Annotated in this window: 13 protein-coding genes and 1 tRNA gene; 8 read left to right on the top strand and 6 right to left on the bottom strand. The window is 66.9% G+C overall.

The genetic code is table 11. The features are described 5' to 3' along the window. Nucleotides 1-48 precede the first annotated feature (48 nt). Together J2848_RS26970 and J2848_RS26965 are read right to left on the bottom strand one after the other, a co-directional pair. Entirely contained in the window at nucleotides 49-993 is a 945-nt protein-coding gene (locus J2848_RS26970) for a thioredoxin family protein (protein WP_149229747.1), read from the bottom strand. A gap of 169 nt (nucleotides 994-1,162) precedes the next feature. Continuing rightward, on the bottom strand, nucleotides 1,163-1,708 hold the full coding sequence (locus J2848_RS26965) for a prolyl-tRNA synthetase associated domain-containing protein (RefSeq protein WP_149229748.1): 546 nt from the start codon (nucleotides 1,706-1,708) through the stop codon (nucleotides 1,163-1,165). A gap of 145 nt (nucleotides 1,709-1,853) precedes the next feature. Between J2848_RS26965 and J2848_RS26960 the strand changes: the two genes are divergently transcribed. The 4 genes from J2848_RS26960 to J2848_RS26945 all read left to right on the top strand — a co-directional run bounded on the left by J2848_RS26960 (nucleotide 1,854) and on the right by J2848_RS26945 (nucleotide 6,771). Beyond that, a tRNA-Gly gene (locus tag J2848_RS26960) sits at nucleotides 1,854-1,928 on the top strand. A gap of 823 nt (nucleotides 1,929-2,751) precedes the next feature. Continuing rightward, nucleotides 2,752-3,420, top strand: a complete 669-nt coding sequence (locus tag J2848_RS26955) for an RraA family protein (RefSeq protein ID WP_149229749.1) — start codon at nucleotides 2,752-2,754, stop codon at nucleotides 3,418-3,420. An 83-nt stretch (nucleotides 3,421-3,503) separates the two neighbouring features. Continuing rightward, nucleotides 3,504-4,448, top strand: coding sequence for an AEC family transporter (locus tag J2848_RS26950; RefSeq protein ID WP_149229750.1), 945 nt, complete (start codon nucleotides 3,504-3,506; stop codon nucleotides 4,446-4,448). A 625-nt stretch (nucleotides 4,449-5,073) separates the two neighbouring features. Continuing rightward, nucleotides 5,074-6,771, top strand: coding sequence for a methyl-accepting chemotaxis protein (locus tag J2848_RS26945; protein ID WP_149229751.1), 1,698 nt, complete (start codon nucleotides 5,074-5,076; stop codon nucleotides 6,769-6,771). A 109-nt stretch (nucleotides 6,772-6,880) separates the two neighbouring features. Here the strand turns inward: J2848_RS26945 and J2848_RS26940 are convergent, their stop codons facing one another. Both J2848_RS26940 and J2848_RS26935 read right to left on the bottom strand, forming a co-directional pair. Beyond that, nucleotides 6,881-7,543: an elongation factor P hydroxylase gene (locus J2848_RS26940; RefSeq protein WP_149229752.1), complete on the bottom strand. Its 663-nt coding sequence runs from the start codon at nucleotides 7,541-7,543 to the stop codon at nucleotides 6,881-6,883. A gap of 160 nt (nucleotides 7,544-7,703) precedes the next feature. Next, on the bottom strand, nucleotides 7,704-9,713 hold the full coding sequence (locus tag J2848_RS26935; protein WP_149229753.1) for a methyl-accepting chemotaxis protein: 2,010 nt from the start codon (nucleotides 9,711-9,713) through the stop codon (nucleotides 7,704-7,706). Between the two features lie 422 nt (nucleotides 9,714-10,135). On the opposite strand from J2848_RS26935, the gene J2848_RS26930 reads away from it, so the two are divergent. The 3 genes from J2848_RS26930 (at nucleotide 10,136) to J2848_RS26920 (ending at nucleotide 14,411) form a co-directional block, all read left to right on the top strand. Further along, nucleotides 10,136-11,257, top strand: a complete 1,122-nt coding sequence (locus J2848_RS26930) for a glycosyltransferase family 2 protein (protein WP_149229754.1) — start codon at nucleotides 10,136-10,138, stop codon at nucleotides 11,255-11,257. After that, nucleotides 11,254-12,996: an ArnT family glycosyltransferase gene (locus J2848_RS26925; protein ID WP_149229755.1), complete on the top strand. Its 1,743-nt coding sequence runs from the start codon at nucleotides 11,254-11,256 to the stop codon at nucleotides 12,994-12,996. The genes J2848_RS26930 and J2848_RS26925 overlap by 4 nt, the downstream gene beginning before the upstream one ends. 194 nt (nucleotides 12,997-13,190) lie before the next feature. Beyond that, nucleotides 13,191-14,411: a serine hydrolase domain-containing protein gene (locus tag J2848_RS26920; RefSeq protein ID WP_149229756.1), complete on the top strand. Its 1,221-nt coding sequence runs from the start codon at nucleotides 13,191-13,193 to the stop codon at nucleotides 14,409-14,411. Nucleotides 14,412-14,429: 18 nt separating this feature from the next. Here J2848_RS26920 and J2848_RS26915 read toward each other — a convergent pair whose 3' ends face one another. Both J2848_RS26915 and J2848_RS26910 read right to left on the bottom strand, forming a co-directional pair. Then, the gene (locus J2848_RS26915) at nucleotides 14,430-14,840 is read right to left on the bottom strand and encodes a nuclear transport factor 2 family protein (protein WP_246193659.1); all 411 of its coding nucleotides are present in this window, start codon (nucleotides 14,838-14,840) and stop codon (nucleotides 14,430-14,432) included. A gap of 153 nt (nucleotides 14,841-14,993) precedes the next feature. After that, nucleotides 14,994-15,977, bottom strand: coding sequence for a hypothetical protein (locus J2848_RS26910; protein ID WP_246193660.1), 984 nt, complete (start codon nucleotides 15,975-15,977; stop codon nucleotides 14,994-14,996). A 264-nt stretch (nucleotides 15,978-16,241) separates the two neighbouring features. Here J2848_RS26910 and nadE point away from each other — a divergent pair, with 264 nt between their 5' ends. Continuing rightward, nucleotides 16,242-17,897: an NAD(+) synthase gene (gene nadE / locus J2848_RS26905; RefSeq protein WP_149229759.1), complete on the top strand. Its 1,656-nt coding sequence runs from the start codon at nucleotides 16,242-16,244 to the stop codon at nucleotides 17,895-17,897. Nucleotides 17,898-17,922: the final 25 nt, after the last annotated feature.

Here is a 17,922-nt window from a genome sequence, read left to right as displayed (position 1 = left end):
ATAGAACCCCTTCGCCGGTGGAACAGCCGTCCTGCGTCGGGAAAAGCGTCAGCTGAACATCATGGCCGACAGGCGGCGGCGGGTCTTCACCGTCAGCGGGTCGGTCTGGCCGAACGCCTCGAAGAACTTTACCAGCTGCTTGCGGGCGCCGTCGTCATTCCAGGTCCGGTCGCGCTTGAAGATCTCCAGCAACTCGTCCACCGCCGCTTCCCGCTTGCCGGCGGCGAACAGCGCCATGGCAAGGTCGAAGCGCGCGGCATGGTCGTTCGGGTCATGGGCGACCTTCTCCATCAGCTCCGGGATCGGGCCGGCGTTGGAGGCCTGCTCCGCCACGTCGAGGGCGGCGCGGACATTGGCCAGTTCCTTGTCCTTGGCGATGGCTTCCGGGGCCTGCGCCAGCATCTGCTTGGCGTTCTCCAGATCGCCGGCGGCGATCAGGCAGCGGACGATGCCGGCATAAGCCCGGGCGTTTTCCGGCTCGGCCTGAAGGATCTGGCTGTAGAGGTCGAGTGCTCCCTGCAGGTCGCCACCCTCCACCATCTCCTTGGCCTGGGCGAAGGCCTCCTCCAGCATATCGTCGCCGCCGACACCGGCCTGCTTGGCCAGCGCCACCAGCTTGTCGACGAAGGCCTTCACCTGCGATTCGGGCACCGCGCCCATGAAGCCGTCAACCGGACGGCCCTGGAAGAAGGCGTAGACCGCCGGAATCGACTGGACGCGCAGTTGCGAGGCGATCATCGGGTTGGCGTCGGTGTCGATCTTCACCAGACGGACCGCTCCCTTGGTGGCGCGCACCACCTTCTCGATGATCGGGCCCAGCTGCTTGCAGGGGCCGCACCAGGGCGCCCAGAAATCGACGATCACCGGAACGTCGCGTGAGGCCTCGATCACGTCGGCCATGAAGGCGCGGTCGGTGGTGTCCTTGACGACGTCGGCGGCACCGGCTGCAGGAGCTGCGGGCTTGGACCCGTTGGCGGGGGGCATGGAGAACATGGCGTGTTTCGGTCCCGTTGGTGATGCCTGGCCCATTAGGACATCCCGGTGGGCCATGGAGTTGCCGATCCGGCCGGCCCGGATCCTCATCGTTGCGGACATATGTGAGCGCGCAAGGCGGCTCAAGCAAGCATTGCGTGGGCAGGCATCGCGTAGAGCGGCCAGCCCGTCACTCCTCCGTGCGGCCGAACTCGACGATCGACGGTTCGTGCCCGCAGCCGCGGATGAAGCGCAGCAGGTCGTCGCGCCGGATCGCGGTGGTGCGGTCGTTCAGCAGCGGATGATAGTTCAGCAGGTCGTGCTGCATCATTGCCTGTTGCAGGACAACGCGCACCTTGTGGTCGGTGTCGTTGACCAGGGCGAAGGGCGTGACCGATCCCGGCCGGATGCCGAGGAAGCGCCAGAGCCGCTCCGCCGAGGCGAAGGACAGCCGCGCCGACCCGATGACCTTGTCCAGCCGGTTCAGGTCGATCTGCGCATCCTCCAGTGCCACGACCAGCCAATGCTGCTCCTTCTTGTCCTTCAGGAACAGGTTCTTGCAATGGCCGCCGGGAAGGGCGCCGCGCAGGGCCTTGCTCTCCTCCACCGTGTGCAGCGGCGGGTGGCTGTGCGTGGTTGCCTGAATGCCCAGCGCGTCGAGCCGCGCCAGCAATTGGTCCGGCGAGGTCGGCAGCGGCGCGTCCTGATCCGGATGTGGAGATGATGCGGTGTCCATGACAGCCCTTGTACCGGGCGCGCGGAAAATCGTCCAGCCGGTGAAAAAAACTGAAACAAGGTGCTTGCATTGCGTCGGCCGATGAGTATAGTCCGCCGCACACCGCCGGACGGCAGAAACAAGCTGCTGAACGACGGCATGGAGCGCGGGCGTAGCTCAGGGGTAGAGCACAACCTTGCCAAGGTTGGGGTCGAGGGTTCGAATCCCTTCGCCCGCTCCAGTTTCCTCCAGCTTATCTGCTGGAGCTTGCGATCTCAAAAGGCCGGACCTTCGGGTGCCGGCCTTTCGCATTTTCATGCTTTGCTTTCATCACTTGTGGGCTTGCCTCCCCGTCTTCCATAGCGGTTCCGCGCGGGATGAACCGTCCACGGGATCGGCGGCCGGTCGCACTCCCTTATCTTCCAATTGCGGCAAGTCGAATCCCGATCAGCATACAATTGCAGTCGATCCCTCTGGTGGCAACACGCTGGTATCTTCCCGATTCCTGGCAGTGATCAGCCGGCGGGGGCGCAGTTGTACCTGCCATCGGCTGCCATTGTGATTTCCTGATAATTTCGCGTCGTGGCTGCGTCTCGCTTTGTGGTGACCCGCAAGGCGACGTGAAAGTTCCTATGACGTATTTACAGATTGTCAACCTCCTTGCGTATGACCGCCGGAGTAGGTACACTTCAAAATCTAAATAAATGGGGTCTAAATCTCCGGGGGTTGTGCCAAACGCTGATGATCTGCGGAAACGCGCATCAAAATTCAGAAACATTCTCGTAGGAGGATGCTCCGGCCATTGGTCCTCCCCCTGGTCCGGCAGCCTTCCTTTGTCGTGTGCCGGAAATTGGCCTTGGTGATGGCTTCGGCAGCGGCTTGGGACGTCTGAAACTGTCGCTCGGTTCCGCTTCCTTCCCACTGCCGCCCTGCCTGCCTTGCCACGACCGAGGGGGGCCCCACTCTCGGACGGTCATTCCGCCGATACCCGCCGCCCCCGGACTTCGAACCAGACACTGCGATCCCGCCGATACGACGACCAGATACGAAGAAAGGAAACCGCCATGGCTATGCAGCGCTATCTCGTCGATTATCCCCGCCTGTCGACCGACTCCCTTGCCAAATGGTCGTCGGTTCCCAGCAGCGTCGCTTCCGACGCGATGAACCGGTGCCAGAGCATGGATTCGCGGATCAAGCCGATGGTCCCCGGCATGCGCATCTGCGGTCAGGCCCGCACCGTGGTCACCATGCCCGGCGACAACAGCATGGTTCACCACGCCGTCAGCCTGGCGGAACCGGGCGACGTGGTGGTGGTGGCCGGCGGCGGCCTGGACGACGTGGCGCTGGCCGGCGAATGGGTGGTGCGCTGCTGCAAGCGGCGCGCGTTGGGCGGTCTGGTGGTCGACGGCTCGGTTCGCGACCTGCACGAGATCCGTGGGCTCGGGCTGCCGGTCTTCGCCAAGGGCGCCGTGGCCCGCGGCCCGCACAAGAACTTCGGCGGCAAGATGGATGTCACCGCGGCCATCGGCGGCGTGCCGGTCAACCCTGGCGACCTGATCCTGGGCGACGAGGACGGCGTCGTCGTCGTGCCGCTGGCCTTCGCGGAGGCCGCCCTGGTCCAGAGCCTCGCCCTGCTGGAGCGCGAGCGGAAATGGACCGAGCAGATCGAGGCCGGCGCCACCCTGGTCGATGTGCTTGGCGTCCCGCCGCTGGAGATCGTTCCCGCCGATTGAGTGGAACCGTGTAAAGGAAAGCCCCCGCATCGTCGGCCGCATTGTCGACCTTTGCCGACCCCGCCCCCCATGGTGCCGCGTCCATGTCGCTGATTTTCCAGATCGTCCTGCCGATGTTCGGCCTGATCGCCCTTGGCTTCTGGGCGGCGCGCTACCGTGGCTTCAGCACGGCGATGGTCCAGGGGCTTTCCCGTTTCCTCGGCATCTACGCGCTGCCGGCGCTGCTGTTCTCAAACATGGCGCGGGCGGATATCCCGGACCCGCTGGAATGGGCGGTTTTGGGCTCCTTCTACCTTGCGGCGGTCGCGGTGTTCCTGGTGGGGGGGCTGTGGATGCGGATGGCGGGCCGGCGGGAGCAGGTTGCGCCCATCGGCCTTGCCAGTTCCTTTTCCAACATCGCGTTGCTGGGCTCGCCCATCATCATGGAGGCGTATGGGCCGACCGTGGCGGTGCCGGTGATGCTGCTGATCGTCTTCCAGTCGCCGCTGCTGTTTACCTCGGCCACCATGCTGGCGGAAACCCAGCGGTCGGCGCGCAACGGCCGAGCCGGCCGACCGGTGAAGGCGACGCTGGACGCGGCGAAGGCGACGCTGACCAGTCCGCTGGTGATGTCGGTTATCCTTGGGCTGGCCGCCAACCTGATCCATCTGGCGATCCCGCCGATGGTGATGAAGAGCTTCACCATGATGGCGCAGACGGTGCTCCCCTGCGCCTGTTTCACCTTGGGGGCGTCGCTGGCGCTCAGCCCGGCCTCGGGTGCGGTGCTGCCGGCCACGGTGGTGGCCCTGCTGAAGACCGGGCTGCATCCGCTGCTGACATGGCTCCTGGCCACCCAGGTCTTCGACCTGCCGCCGCTGTGGGTCGCCCCGGCGGTGACCGCCGCGGCCCTGCCCATCGGCATCAACGCCTATGTCTTCGCGGAGCGCTACAATGCCGGGCGCGACGTGGTGTCGATGTCGCTGCTGATCTCCACCTTGCTGTCGCCGGTGTCGATCTCCATCGCCTTCATGGTGTCGTCAGCGGGCTGAGAGGTCAGGCTGCCGCGGCTTGCGGCAGTTGCCTCCATTATTGCCAGTATGCGAATTTTACTTGATAGCGCTATCGCGCCATATCGCGCGAGCGGCAGCCAATTTCATGCTGAACTCGGCGGTATAGCCGCCTTTCCCACCATTGATGGGAGAGCCAAATCCTGTTAGCCTCTAATTGTATGAATTTCTAAGCATCACGATATCGGCAAGGCTGTGTCTTGATCTGGAAGAACGCGGAATATGAGAGTCCGCCACCGTGGTGGCGGCGTCCAGCCAGTCTTGTTTTCGATAACAATAGAACCGCCTCTTCTGTCGCATATCATAGTATGATCAAGACTCTGAACGCTTCGATCTCGAAGAAAATCAAAGTTGATTGTGTCAGATCAAAGACTCGTACAAAAACGAACGCGTTAATCATTGCAAAAGATTTTCCGGGTGAGATGGCGCAGCCATGGCCGTGCCGGTGGGCAGGCCGTCTCGACATCAGTCCCGGAACCGGCGCGGGAGTTTGTCCCCGCAGGATTTCATCGACCGGAGCGGCGTCGCGCGGCAACCGCACGTTCCTCCGCCCCAATGCCATGCCGGATCGTTCGCGCCACGGACTGCCGGCCGACGCAGGTGCCCCATGACCCTCCTCAACAACTTCCACATTCCCGTCAAGATGGCCATTCCGGCGACGACGGCGATTATCGGCATGCTGGTGATCGCGCTGCTCGGCTGGTCGGCGATCACCCAGCAGTCGACCCTGCTCGACGCCCTGTTCAACCGCTCCTTTACCCGGGAAGCGGAAATCCAGGGGCTGACCGACACCCTGACGGTGGCCCACGCCGGCATGTACCGGACCGTGATCCTCAGCAGCGCGAACGCCTCGCCGAAGGCGGTGGAAGAGGAGATGAAGGCCCTCAGCAGCCAACTCGGCAAGTTGAAGAGCCAGTCGGAGGCGCTGAAGGGCGCCACCGCCGACACCGACGAGGAGGCGAAGTTCTTCGAGCGGTTCGGTGCCGACGGCGCCACCTATCTGGCGAAGGTGGGCAGCTTCCTCGACCTGCTGAAGATGGGCGTCGATCCGCTGGACTTCCTGCAGGAGGTGCAGGCCGCCTATACCCGCCTACAGGGGACCAGCCGCGACTATCTGACCTACAAGCGCAAGGTCTCCACCGACGCCTATGCCACGGTCAACGCATCGGTCGACAACACCACCCAGGCCTTCATGGCGGTGGCAGCGGCCGCGCTGCTGGTGACGATCGGCGTCGCCCTGTTCATCGGCATGAACATCGCCCGTCCGATCGTGCGCCTGACCGACGTGATGGAACGTCTGGCCCGTGGGAATCTGGAGGCCGACATCCCGGCCGCCAACCGCGGCGACGAGATCGGCCAGATGGCCCGTACGGTGCAGGTCTTCAAGGAAAATGCCGTCCGCGTGCAGGAGCTGTCGCGTGAGCAGGAGGCGATGCGCCTGCGCAACGAACAGGAGCGTCGGCAGGCGATGGCGGCACTCGCCAACGACCTGGAGGCGTCGGTCAAGGCGATGATGGGCGAAGTGGTGCGGTCGGCGACGTCGATGCGCAACGAGGCCAACTCGATGCTCGACAACGCCAAGCAGACCAGTCACCACAGCGACAGCGTCGCCCATTCGGTGCAGGAGGCGACCAGCGAGGTCGAAAGCGTGGCGGCCGGCGCAGAACAGCTCCGCGCCTCCATCGACGAGATCACCCGCTCCATCAGCCAGTCGGCGCAGCTCGCCCGCGGCGCGGTGGAGGAGGCCGGCCGCACCGACGGCATCGTCCAGGGCCTGAGCGAGGCCAGCCGCAAGATTGAGGAGGTTGTCGGCCTCATCCAGTCGATCGCCGGTCAGACCAACCTGCTGGCGCTGAACGCGACCATCGAGGCGGCGCGCGCCGGTGAGGCGGGCAAGGGCTTCGCTGTCGTGGCGCAGGAGGTGAAGAGCCTTGCCAACCAGACCGCCAAGGCGACCGAGGAGATCGGCGCCGAAATCGCCGCGGTTCAGGCCGCCACCCATGCGGCGGTAGGCGCCATCCGCGCTATCGTCGGCACTATCCGTCAGGTCGATGAATCTCTCGGCACCGTCGCTGCCGCGGTGGAGGAGCAGGACGCCGCCACCCGCGACATCAGCGCCCGCTCCCAGCGTGCCGCCGTCGACACCATGGCGGTGATGCAGGAGATGCGTCTGGTCCAGCAGGCCGCAGAGACCACCGGCCATTCCGCCGGATCGGTGCAGAACACGACCGAGGAACTGTCGCGCAGCTTCAACCGCCTCGACCACGAGATCGAAGCCTTCATCACCCGAATCACTGCGGCGTGATGGTGGGCGGCATGAGGGCGGGATGAAACGAAAACGCCCTCTCCTGAGATGTGCAGGGGAGGGCGTTTTTGCTTATGAGCGTCGGATTGGGGCATTCGCCAGCCGACGCTTATCCCACGAGCACGCCCTTGCGCGCATCCGCCCACTCGCGCGCCGTCGTCGGACGGCCGTCGGCGTCGATCAGGCCGCGGGCAAACAGCTCCTCGGCATGGCGGATGAAGAAGGCGGCGGTGCTCGGCCGCTCCCAATGCTCCATCCAGTTCTGCTCCAGGAAGGCCAGGATCCCCGGCTGGTCCAGTTCCACCTCCCACAGCACGCCGAGCAGCGAGGTCTGCTGCTCCTCATGCATGCAGTCCTCGAAGCACAGGCGCTTGTCGGCGCGCGCCTCCTTGCGGGCGGTGGTCTCCGGACCGGGGCCGAGGCCATAATCGATCAGGGTCCGCCGCTCCGGCGCCGCACACAGCCAGTGCGCCACCTCATGCACGATCACCGTCGCCTCGACATCGGTGCGGATCACCCTGCCGTCCCACATGAAGGAGCGGCTGGGCGGCTCGTCCAGCGTGTCGATGCCATGGGCATGGGCCAGCCGCACCGCGTCGGCCCGATGGGCCGGCGTGTCGACACCGCCGCCGGGCTCGTCGTCTGGCCGCACGGGCCAAGTTGCCGCGATCCGGTGAAAGGCGGCCCGTGCTTGGGCATGGCCGTCCAGATGGGCGTCGAAGGCGGCGATGGCCTTCGGCATGTTGTCGATGGCGATGGGGGTCAGGATCATGGCGCCTATGTGCCGAAGGGGGCGCTCCGGCGCAAGCGGAATGTAACCGTGCAAGGGAGCAGGGCTGACCGGCAAACAAGCAGCGCCGGCAAGACCCGGTCCATTCGAATCCCGCCAGCGCCATAACTGTAACGGCCGTGCTTCAGTTCGGCGACGTTTCTTACGCGGCGCGCATGTCGGCCAGGAAGCGCGACACGAAGCCGCGCAGGTCGGTCGCTTCGTGGTTCAGCCCGTCGGCGGCGGTCAGCACCTCGCGCGAGGCATTGCCGGTGGAGGCCGCGGCCTCCGACACGCCCGCGATGTTGCCGGACACCTGCTGCGTGCCGCGTGCCGCCTGCTGGACGTTGCGGCTGATCTCCTTGGTGGCGGCCCCCTGCTCCTCCACCGCGGCGGCGATGGTGGTGGAGATGTGGTTGATCTCGGCAATCACCCGGCCGATCTCGGCGATGGCACCAGCGGCCTGACGGCTGATCTCCTGGATGCCGGCGATCTGGCTGCCGATCTCCTCGGTCGCCTTGGCGGTCTGGCTGGCGAGGTTCTTCACCTCCGACGCCACGACGGCGAAGCCCTTGCCCGCCTCGCCGGCCCGGGCCGCCTCGATGGTGGCGTTCAGCGCCAGCAGGTTGGTCTGGCTGGCGATGTCGGTGATCAGCTGCACCACCTCGCCGATGCGCTGGGCGGCGTCGACCAGACCGCGGACGGTGCCGTCGGTCTTTTCGGCGGTGGCGACGGCCTGTCCGGCGATGCGGGTGCTCTCCGCCACCTGCCGGCCGATTTCGGCGATGGAGGCGGTCAACTCCTCCGTCGCGGCGGCCACTGTCTCCACATTGCCGGTCGCCTCATGGGAGGCGTTGGCGACCGCATCGGCCTGCCGGGTGGTCTGTTCCGCGGTGGCCGACATGGTCTGGGCGGTCGCCTGCAACTGCGTCGCCGCTGCCGACACCCGGCCCAGCGCCGACAGCACCAGCCGGTCGAACTCCTGTGTCAGGCGGTCGATGCGCTCGCCGCGGCTACGCTGCGCCTCATGGTCGACGCGCTGGGACTCGGCCAGCCGGTCGCTCTCGATCAGGCTGCTCTTGAAGACCTGAAGGGCCTTAGCCATGCCACCGATCTCGTCGGTGCGCTCCAGGCCGGGGATGTCGACGCTGCGGTCGCCGCCGGCCAGCCGGGTCATGCGGTCGGTCATCGCCACCACCGGCCGCGACAGCCCGCGGCCGATCAGCAGCGCCGTCGCCAGCCCCAGCACCACCGCGATCAGCGAGGCGATCATCATCCCGCCGCGCGCCTTGTCGATGAAGGCACCGGTCGCCATGCCCAGGCTCTTCTGGGCGTCGACGCTGGCCACCGTCAGCTGCTCCGCCTCCTTGGATATGGAATCGCCGACGGGGATCAGCACCTCGTTGACCAGCCGGTCGCGTTCGGTGGTCGCCTTGACCACGGCGTTGAAGCCGGAGGTGTAGACGCGCAGCATCGCGGTGTAGGACATCGCCATCTTGCGGCGGTCCATGTCGGTCAGCTTCGCCATCATCGCACCACCGCGGCTGGCGGCATCGGTGAATTGCGACCGGGTCTGGCTGGCCAGTGCCGGGGAGCCATCGATATTGTATCGCGTCGCCGAAATCCGCGCCGACAGCATATGGCGCAGCGCCATGCCTGCCAAATAGGCAGCGTCGGTGTCGCCGGCGGAACTGGCGCTGTCCATGATGTTGTCGAGTGCGCTTTCCAGCCGCGGTCCGATCTCGTCCAGTTCGGAGATGGCCTTGCTGCGCTGGGCCTGGAAATCCATCGTCGCGGCAAAGGCTTCCCGGTATTGGGCGATCTCCTGCGCCATATGGTCTGCGGTCTGCAGCAGGGCAGGGTCGGTGAACAGGGTCCGGGCCTTGTCGATGGTCTGCGCCGCTTCCTCTGCCGTGCGGCGGACGGCGCCGCCGACCTCCATATCGCCGGTCAGCAGGAAACGGGTCGCCTTCTGGCGCATCTCCAGCATCAGCGCCTGGATGCGCCCCAACTCGTTGGTCTGCTGGCCGAGCTGACGGTAGGTTTCCACGGCGCCGCCGGCCTCCGACAGGGCCGCCACGCCGATGCCGCCGATCAGCACCAGGAACACCAGGATCCCGGCGCTGGCCGCCGTGATCTTGGTTCCTACGGAAAAGCGATTGAAAAGGCTCATGGCCGGTGCCTCCATCGACACAGGGGTGCTGCTCGGAACCTGAACAGGTCAGTGGTTGCGACCTGTTCACACGGCCATTTTCAGGAAGCGTGCCACATGCCCCAGTATGGTCGGAGATGATCCGGCTATGTGCAGCGATAACCGGAGGGATCCCGTGGGTGACGCTGGGGAACGCAGTCGTTCCGCATGACTGGAATAAACGGCAATGGCGGATGTTTGCCTGTTTCGTTGGACTGCGGGTGGCGGGCGTCCGGATGCTTTCACGGGCGAACAGGCCATTTTTTGTGCCGCGGCGGTCACAGGAGAGGCATTTTGTACATCCCCCCGTATCGTGATATATGCCGAAGGGCGCAGCGGCCGTCCGGGGTCGTCGCCGATCCCTTCATCTCCCGGTCCCTGACGCTTTGACCCGACGGCTGGCCATGCCCATTCCCGACGCGCCCCTTTCCGCGGCTTCCCCGGATGCCCGCACCGCTTCCGTCCGTTCCGCGGCCAATCGTGCCCCGGTGGACCGGTCCGGCCGCCCACGGCGCGGCTGCCTGTCAGTTGTCATCCCCTTCTACAATGAGGGCCCAAACATCGATGCCCTGTTCGCCCGGCTGGTGCCGGTGCTGGACGGGCTCGACATGGATTGGGAGGTGGTGTGCGTCAACGACGGCAGCCGCGACGACACCGTCGACCGGCTGCTGGACGTCCATGACCGCGAACCGCGGGTGAAGGTGGTGGACCTGTCGCGCAATTTCGGCAAGGAACTGGCGCTGTCCGCCGGGCTCAGCCACACCACCGGCGACGCCATCGTACCGATGGATGCCGATCTGCAGCATCCGCCAGAACTGCTGCCGGCTTTCATCGCCAAATGGCGCGAGGGGTTCGACGTGGTCGTCGCCGTGCGCCATGCCCGCGTCGGCCAGAGCCTGAAGCACCGGCTGTTCGCCCGCCTGTTCTACTGGGTCTTCGACCATCTGTCGGAGATCAAGCTGCCGCGCGAGGTCGGCGATTTCCGCCTGATGGACCGCCGCGTCGTCGAGGTGATCAACCGGATGCCGGAGCGCACGCGCTTCATGAAGGGCATCTTCGCCTGGGTCGGCTTCCGTCAGGCGGCGATCCCCTACGAGCAGGGGGAGCGTGCCGGCGGAGACACCAAATGGGGCTTCGTCAAGCTGCTGCGCCTGTCCTTCGACGGGCTGACCGCCTTCTCCACCTTCCCGCTGCGGGTGTGGAGCCTGGTCGGCATGGCGGTGTCGGGCGTCGCCTTCGTCTATATCCTGATCCGCCTGATCCGCACGCTGATCCACGGCATCGACGTGCCGGGCTATGAATCGCTGCTGGTCGCCGTGCTGTTCCTGGGCGGCATCCAGCTGATCACGCTGGGCATCATCGGCGACTATCTGGGCCGCGTCTTCGCCGAGGTGAAGGGGCGGCCGCTGTTCATCGTGCGCTCCGCCCACGGCTTCGGCCCGGCGGACGGCCGGCACGAGCATGAGTTCGATCCGGTTGGCGGGGCCATCGGGGGCGGAACTGCGGGGCAGGAGCTGCGCCGATGAGCATCGAGACCCGCCTGCACGCCGGCGACGTGGACGACGCCGGTGGCTCCGCCCGTCACCCGCGTCCCGCCACCGCCGCACCGTCCACCGCCACGGCGAGCGGCCGCGCGCTGCCGCGTGGCGAGGCGGCCCTGTGGGACGGGCTGTCGCGCGCCCTGCTGCTCGGCCTGCTGATCCTGGCGGCGCTGACCTTCCTCAGCTACGGCATCAGCACGGACGAGGAGGTGCAGCACATCTACGGCAAGAAGCTGCTGTCCTACTATCTCAGCGGCTTCCAGGACCGGTCGGCCTTCCATTTCAAGGATCTGGCCTATTACGGCGGGCTGTTCGACCTCGTCACCGCGGTCATCGTGCCCTTCTCCCCCTTCGAGGAGTATGAGACGCGGCACCTGCTCTGCGCGCTGGTCGGCGTGCTGGGTATCGCCGGCACCTGGCGTTACACCCGGCTGCTGGCCGGTCCGCGCGCCGGCTTCATCGCCGCGGCGCTGCTGTCGTTGAGCGGCGTCTATTACGGCGCCATGTTCAACAACACCAAGGACGTGCCCTTCGCGGCCGGCATGGTGTGGACGCTCTATTTCGCCACCCGCATCCTGAAGCAGATGCCGCGGCCCAGCCGTAGCGCGGTGCTGAAGTTCGGGCTGGTGCTGGGCATGACACTGGCGATCCGCGTCGGCGCCGTGCTGGCCGGTTTCTATCTGGCGGTCGCCATGGCGCTGCATTTCGCGCTGGTCACCCGGCAGGAGGGGCATCGCTGGGCGCTGGCCGATGCAAGGCGCGCCTTCCTGTCGCTGTGGCCGGCAATCCCGGTTGCTTATGCCATCATGGCGGTTTTCTGGCCCTGGGTGGTGCAGCGGCCGTTCCGCAACCCGCTGGAGGCGCTGCGCGTCGTCTCCCACTTCCCGATCGACATCCAGACGCTGTTCATGGGCGAACTGGTCCATTCCAACGACCCGCCCGCCTTGTATCTGCCGGTCTATCTGGCGGTGAAGCTGCCGGAGGCGGTGGTGATCGGCGTCGGTGCGGCGGTGATCATGGCGGCGATCTGGCTGGCGCGCGGCGGCTGGCGGAGGGCCGGTGCCTTCACGGTGGTCCGCTACACGCCGCTGGTGCTGGCGGGCTTCCTGCCGATCCTGCTGTTCGTGCTGATGCGGCCGTCGGTCTACAACGGCATTCGCCATTTCCTGTTCCTGGCGCCGCCCTTCGTGGTGATGGCCGCCATTGCCGCCGACCGTCTATGGACGCTGTGCCAACGTGGCGGCCGGGCATTGGGGCAGGGCTTCGCCGCCGCGATGACCGTGGTCGCCGTGGTGTATGCTTGGCAGTTGGGCGCCATGCATCCAAACCAGTACGTCTACTACAACCAGTTCGTCGGCGGCGTGCGGGGCGCCGATGGAAAATTCGAACTGGATTACTGGGGCAACTCCCTGCACGAGGCGTTGCAGGAGCTGGTCGAGTATGTCGAGCGCGAGAATGACGGCCACGCCCCGCCGCGGCAGTACACGCTGACCGTCTGCGGCAACACGCTGGCGGTTCGGTTCGAGTTGCCGCCCTGGCTGCGTCTGGTGAACGGGATCGAGCCGGATTGGCGCAAGGCCGACTTCTTCCTGGCCTTCACCCAGGTGAAGCGCTGCCCGTCGCTGCTGGACGGTCACCCGATCCTGGAGATCGCGGCGGACGACGTCCCGCTATCCGTCGTCAAGGACCGCCGCCCGCCCAGGGCCGAGATCCCCACCGAATAGCCGCTACGGGATAACCGTGCCCGATAGCCGCGGTCGGCCTGCCAAGCCTGACCTGTCGGGCGGTGGCGGGGCGGTTGGGGAGTACCCCGGCGGCTCCCGGCCTGTCTTTCGCCGCATCACCGTTCGCGGCCCTGTCCGCCTGCCATCCGTCCGCCCACTCTCCGGACCAGCGATTGGGCCTGGCGGAGGTGGGCATGCGGCGCGGGCTGCTCTGGGGCGTTTTGTGTCTGCTGCTGTGGAGCGTTCCGCTCGGGCCCACCGGGGCCATCGGCCTGGACTGGGTTTCCGATCCCCTGGTGGATGTGGTGACCCGCGCGGTGGAAGAGCGGCAGCCACCGGCCGGATCCGGTAGTCTGGTGGTCGGCATCATCCGCGACGGACGGACGCTGGTGGTCGGACGAGGCGATGCCGGGCGCCCCGACGGCGGTCCGGCCGACGGGCGCACCCTGTTCCAGATCGCGTCCCTGACTAAGCCCTTCACCGGCACCATCATGGCGGAACTGATGCGGGAGGGCCGTCTCGATGCCGCCGACCCGCTCCAGCGATATCTACGCCGCGTCGGCCCGCTGCCGGTCGCCCATGTGCCGGACTATCAGGGGCGGCCGATCCGGCTGCGCGACCTCGCCACCCATACCGCCGGCCTGCCCAACGTGCCGGAAACCCCCCGCTTCTCCTGGAGCCGGCTGGAGGATCCGCGCAACCCCTACAAGCCGCTGTCGCGGGGGGAACTGGCGCTGTGGCTGTCGGTGTACCAGCTGCCGGTGCCGCCGGGGGTGCGCTTCAGCTATTCCAACGCCGGCATGTCGGTGTTGGGGGAGGCGCTGTCGGTGGCGGCCGGCCAACCTTATGAGACCCTGCTGAAGCGGGTGGTGACAGACCGTTTCGGTCTGCGCGACACCACCCTGCATCCGACCGCGGAGCAGCAGACGCGCAAAGCTGCCGGCCATGCCCGGGGTCGGCCCGTACCGGATTGGGAGGCACCGGCGATGCTGCCGGCCTTCGGCCTCTATTCAACGGCCGACGATCTGCTGCTTTGGCTGTCTGCCAATCTCGGTAATTGTCCGAGCGGGTCTGCCGGGACGGGCGGTCATGGCTGTGCGCCGCCGGTGGCGGCCACCCTGGCGCTGGCGCAGTCGATTCAGGTGAACGGCAGGTCGCTGGCCGATCCGGGCAGCCTGGGAAGCGGAGCGATGGCCCTTGGCTGGTTCGTCGCCTGGGCGACGGACGGCACCCCGATCCATTGGCATTCCGGCTCCACCGGCGGCTTCAACGCCTATATCGCCTTTTCGAAGGCGCATCGCTGGGGTGTGGTGGCGCTGACCAACAGCGATCCCGATCAGGTGACCGCCGACCATGTGGTGATCGATCTCGTCCGCCGGCTGGAAGCCCGTCCGGAGGTGGCGAGCCTGCCATGAGACTTGCGGCCCGCCCGGTCAGTGCAGGCGCCGCGGTGGCTTGGCCGGAATCTCGACGTCGGCGCGGGCCGGGGCAATCGGACCCGCCTGATGATGGGCAAGGCGCCAGTTGCCCTTTTCGCGGGCGAACAGGTTGGTCGCGGCCAGGACGGCGTCGCCCAGCGTTTCCTCGCAGACCACCAGCGCGGTGTCGCCGTGCAGGGTGACGCGCTCGTTCCGTGCCGCCACCGTGATGCCGCTGGGTGCGCGCAGAACGTCGCGCCAGCTGGTCAGCACGGCGTCGCGCCCGAACAGGGCGGTCCAGCCGGGATGGATGCAGGAGACGGGCAGCGTTTCCGCCCACAGGGCCTCCATCGCGGCGGTGTCGCGGTTGGTGAAGGCCCGATAGAAGGCTTGGTTCAGGGCCAGCAGCGTGTCGCGGTCGGTCATGTCTTTCATCCGGGCGATGGTTCCGGGGAGACGGACGGTGCACGGTTCTTGGACCGCCACCGCGACCGCTTGTAAAGAAGCCATCCCGCATGGGCAAGCGCCGGTCCGGACGGATCCGGGCCGGTGCTGTGACAATGAATGCCCGATACCGGATCAGGCGGTCAGATCGACGCTCTGCGGTTTCGCGGCCGTGGTGGCGTCAGCCGCCGCAGCGGATGCCGTTCCACTCTTCCCGGTCGACAGCCCTGCGATCGGAGTGGACAGGTCGAGCGTCAGGTGGGTGACACCGTCCTTGGACGTGGTCGGCTTCAGCACCGCCAGCCCCTTCATCCCATCGCCGCCGCCACCTTTGGCGGCCATGTCGTTCAGCTTGCCGAGGATATCCTTGATCTCATCCTCGCTGAAACCTTCGGAACGGACGATCATACCGGTGGATTTGCCGGTGGCGGTGGTGGTCATGCCGGTGGCACTGAGCGCCATGTCGCCGCCCTTGCCAAGCGATGCCTGCAGACGTTGATCGTCCCGCCGGAAGTCCAGGGTCGATTTCGCGAAGGAAATCTTGACGCTGCGATCGCCATCCTGGATTTCCAGGTCGATCCCGTGCGACTCGATCGACCACTGCGACTGGGTGGCCTGCATGTCCACCGACAGGTCGCTGAGGTTCATGCCGTCCAGCTTGGACTTCAGCCCGTCGCCGAAGCCGCTCACGGCATCGTCGATGCGGTTCTGCGGAACGCCCAGCGCGCCCAGCACGTCGCCCAGTCCCTGCTTCAGGGAGTCGATGCCCTTGCCGAACATGCCGGCCAGATCCTTGCCGTGATCCAGCGCCGACTGCATCAGCGACTGTGCCTGTTTGGCGCGGTCGACGTCGCTGTTGCCGGCCGCCAGGCCGCCTGCGGCGCCGCCGGCACCCTGGGCGCCACCCTTGCCGGTCATGCTGTCCAGCAGCGATTCCATCGACTGGCTGATGGTGTAGGCCGGCGACTGGGCCTTGCTCTTGTCACCGTCCACCGATTTCGCGTCCGATTTGGTCAGCGCGTCCTTCGCTGTGCCGGCCGTCTTTGACGAACCGTTCTGCACAGCCGTGGACAGCACCGACGGTTTGCCGTTCGGGCCGCTGAGCTCCGCGTAGTACATGGATGCCCCCGCATCGCGTTGTTTTTGCGCAAGTGGAAGCATGGCGCTGACAACCTTTACCAGTTATTAATTTGATGGGTTTCTTTGAATGATTGAAACAAGTTCGTTACCTTACTAAGTGTTGATGACTGTGGAACTTCGTCCGACGTCTTGCCAGCACTTGTTCCGCCTGCGTGATGAGCTGCGACGAGCCGCGGCTTTCACCGCGGGCGAGGCGCTGCTACCCTTGTTGCCAAAGGACCCGGAAGAAGGGAGCCAGCCACCATGACCGACCGCCTGTCCATTGCGCTTGCCCAGATCAACCCCGCCGCGGGCAATCTTGCCGCGAATGCCAGCCGACTACGTTCCGCAAGGGCGGAGGCCGCGGCTCGCGGCGCCGATCTCGTCGTCTGCCCGGCGGCTGCCGTGTCCGGCGCCCCGCTGCTGGATCTGGCCGCACTTCCGGCCTTCCTGGACGCGGTGCAGGCAACGGTGCAGGCGTTGGCGGAGGATACCGCCGACGGCGGCCCGGCGTTGCTGGTCGGGGCGCCCTGGCGTGGGGAATTGGGGATCCACAACGCCGCCCTGTTGCTGGACGGAGGCAAGATCGCCACGGTTCGTTTCCAGGCCGCAACGGATCTCGGTGAGATCGGCGCGCCGGAGGAAGACCGTTTCGACAGCGGTCCGATGCCGGGACCGATGAATGTCCGTGGAGTGCGGATCGGCCTGCTGGTCGGCGGCGATCTGGCGACCGGCGAGGTGGCGGAAACGCTGGCGGAGAGCGGGGCCGAGATGCTGGTCGCGATGCTGGCCGGCCCCTTCGGTCCCGGCGGTGCCGACGAGCGGGTGCAGGCCGCCGTTGCGCGGGTGGTCGAATGCGGGCTGCCGCTGGCCGCAGTGAATCTCGTCGGCGGGCAGGAGGAACGGGTGTTCGACGGCGGCAGCTTCGCGCTCGCCCCCGGCGGCCGTCTGGTCGCCCAGGCACCGCTGTTCGCCGAGCATCTTCTGCTGACCCGGTGGGAGCGCGGCGAGGACGGCGGTTGGGACAGTTTTGAGGCCGAAACGATTGCTCCGGCCGAGGGGGTGGAAGCGCTCTATGGTGCGCTGGTTCTGGGTCTGCACGATATCGTAACGAAATCCGCCGCACCGGGGGTGGTGGTCGGGCTGACCGGTGGGCTGGACTCGGCGCTGGTCGCCGCCATCGCCGTCGACGCGCTGGGACCGGAGCGGGTGTTGGCGGTGCGGGCGCCGCTGCCGGGCGGCCCGACGGCTGAATTGGCCGACAGCCTGAACGATGCGGCGGAGATCGTGGAGTTGCTGGGCTGCCGCCTGGACAATGTCGCGCTGGCACCGGTGCTGAAGGCCACCGACTCGCTGCTGGCCCCTGCTTTCGCCGGCCGTGAGCCGGCCGTGGCGGCGGACCGTCTGCATGCCCGCCTGCGCGCCGCGACCCTGGCTGCGCTGGCGGAGCGGATGGGCGCCCTGCTGCTGTCGACCGTGGACCGCACCGACCGGCTGCTCGGCCTTGCGCCGGAGGAGACGGGTTGCGCCTATGCCGTGCTGGCCGACGTGCCCAAGACGGTGGTGCTGGAATTGGCGCGCTGGCGCAATGCCAACCAGCCGGCGGGATCGCGCGGGCCGGCCGGGCTGGTGGTGCCGGAACGGGTGCTGGCGCGCCGGATGAAGGCCGAAGCCCCGGCCGGTCTGCCATCGGCGGAGGCGCTGGACGATCTGCTGTCCGGCCTGCTCGATGGTGGGCTGCCGCCGGCCGACCTCGTGGCGCGTGGGCATGCGGCCGGGATGGTGGCGACGGTCTGGCGACTGGTGGTCCAGGCGGAGGCGGATCGCCGCCGGGCTCCGCCGGGTCCGCGGGTGTCGCGCCGCACGGTGGCGCAACTGCGGCGCTTTCCGATTGCCGGCGGCTTCACGGATCTGAGGTAAAACGAACGGGTGGAAGGGGGTGTCC

Origin of the sequence: Azospirillum lipoferum (assembly GCF_024170005.1) — a bacterium.
Taxonomy (GTDB): domain Bacteria; phylum Pseudomonadota; class Alphaproteobacteria; order Azospirillales; family Azospirillaceae; genus Azospirillum; species Azospirillum lipoferum.
Note: the sequence above shows the minus strand (reverse complement) of the source record. Positions and strands in the feature narration are given on the sequence as shown.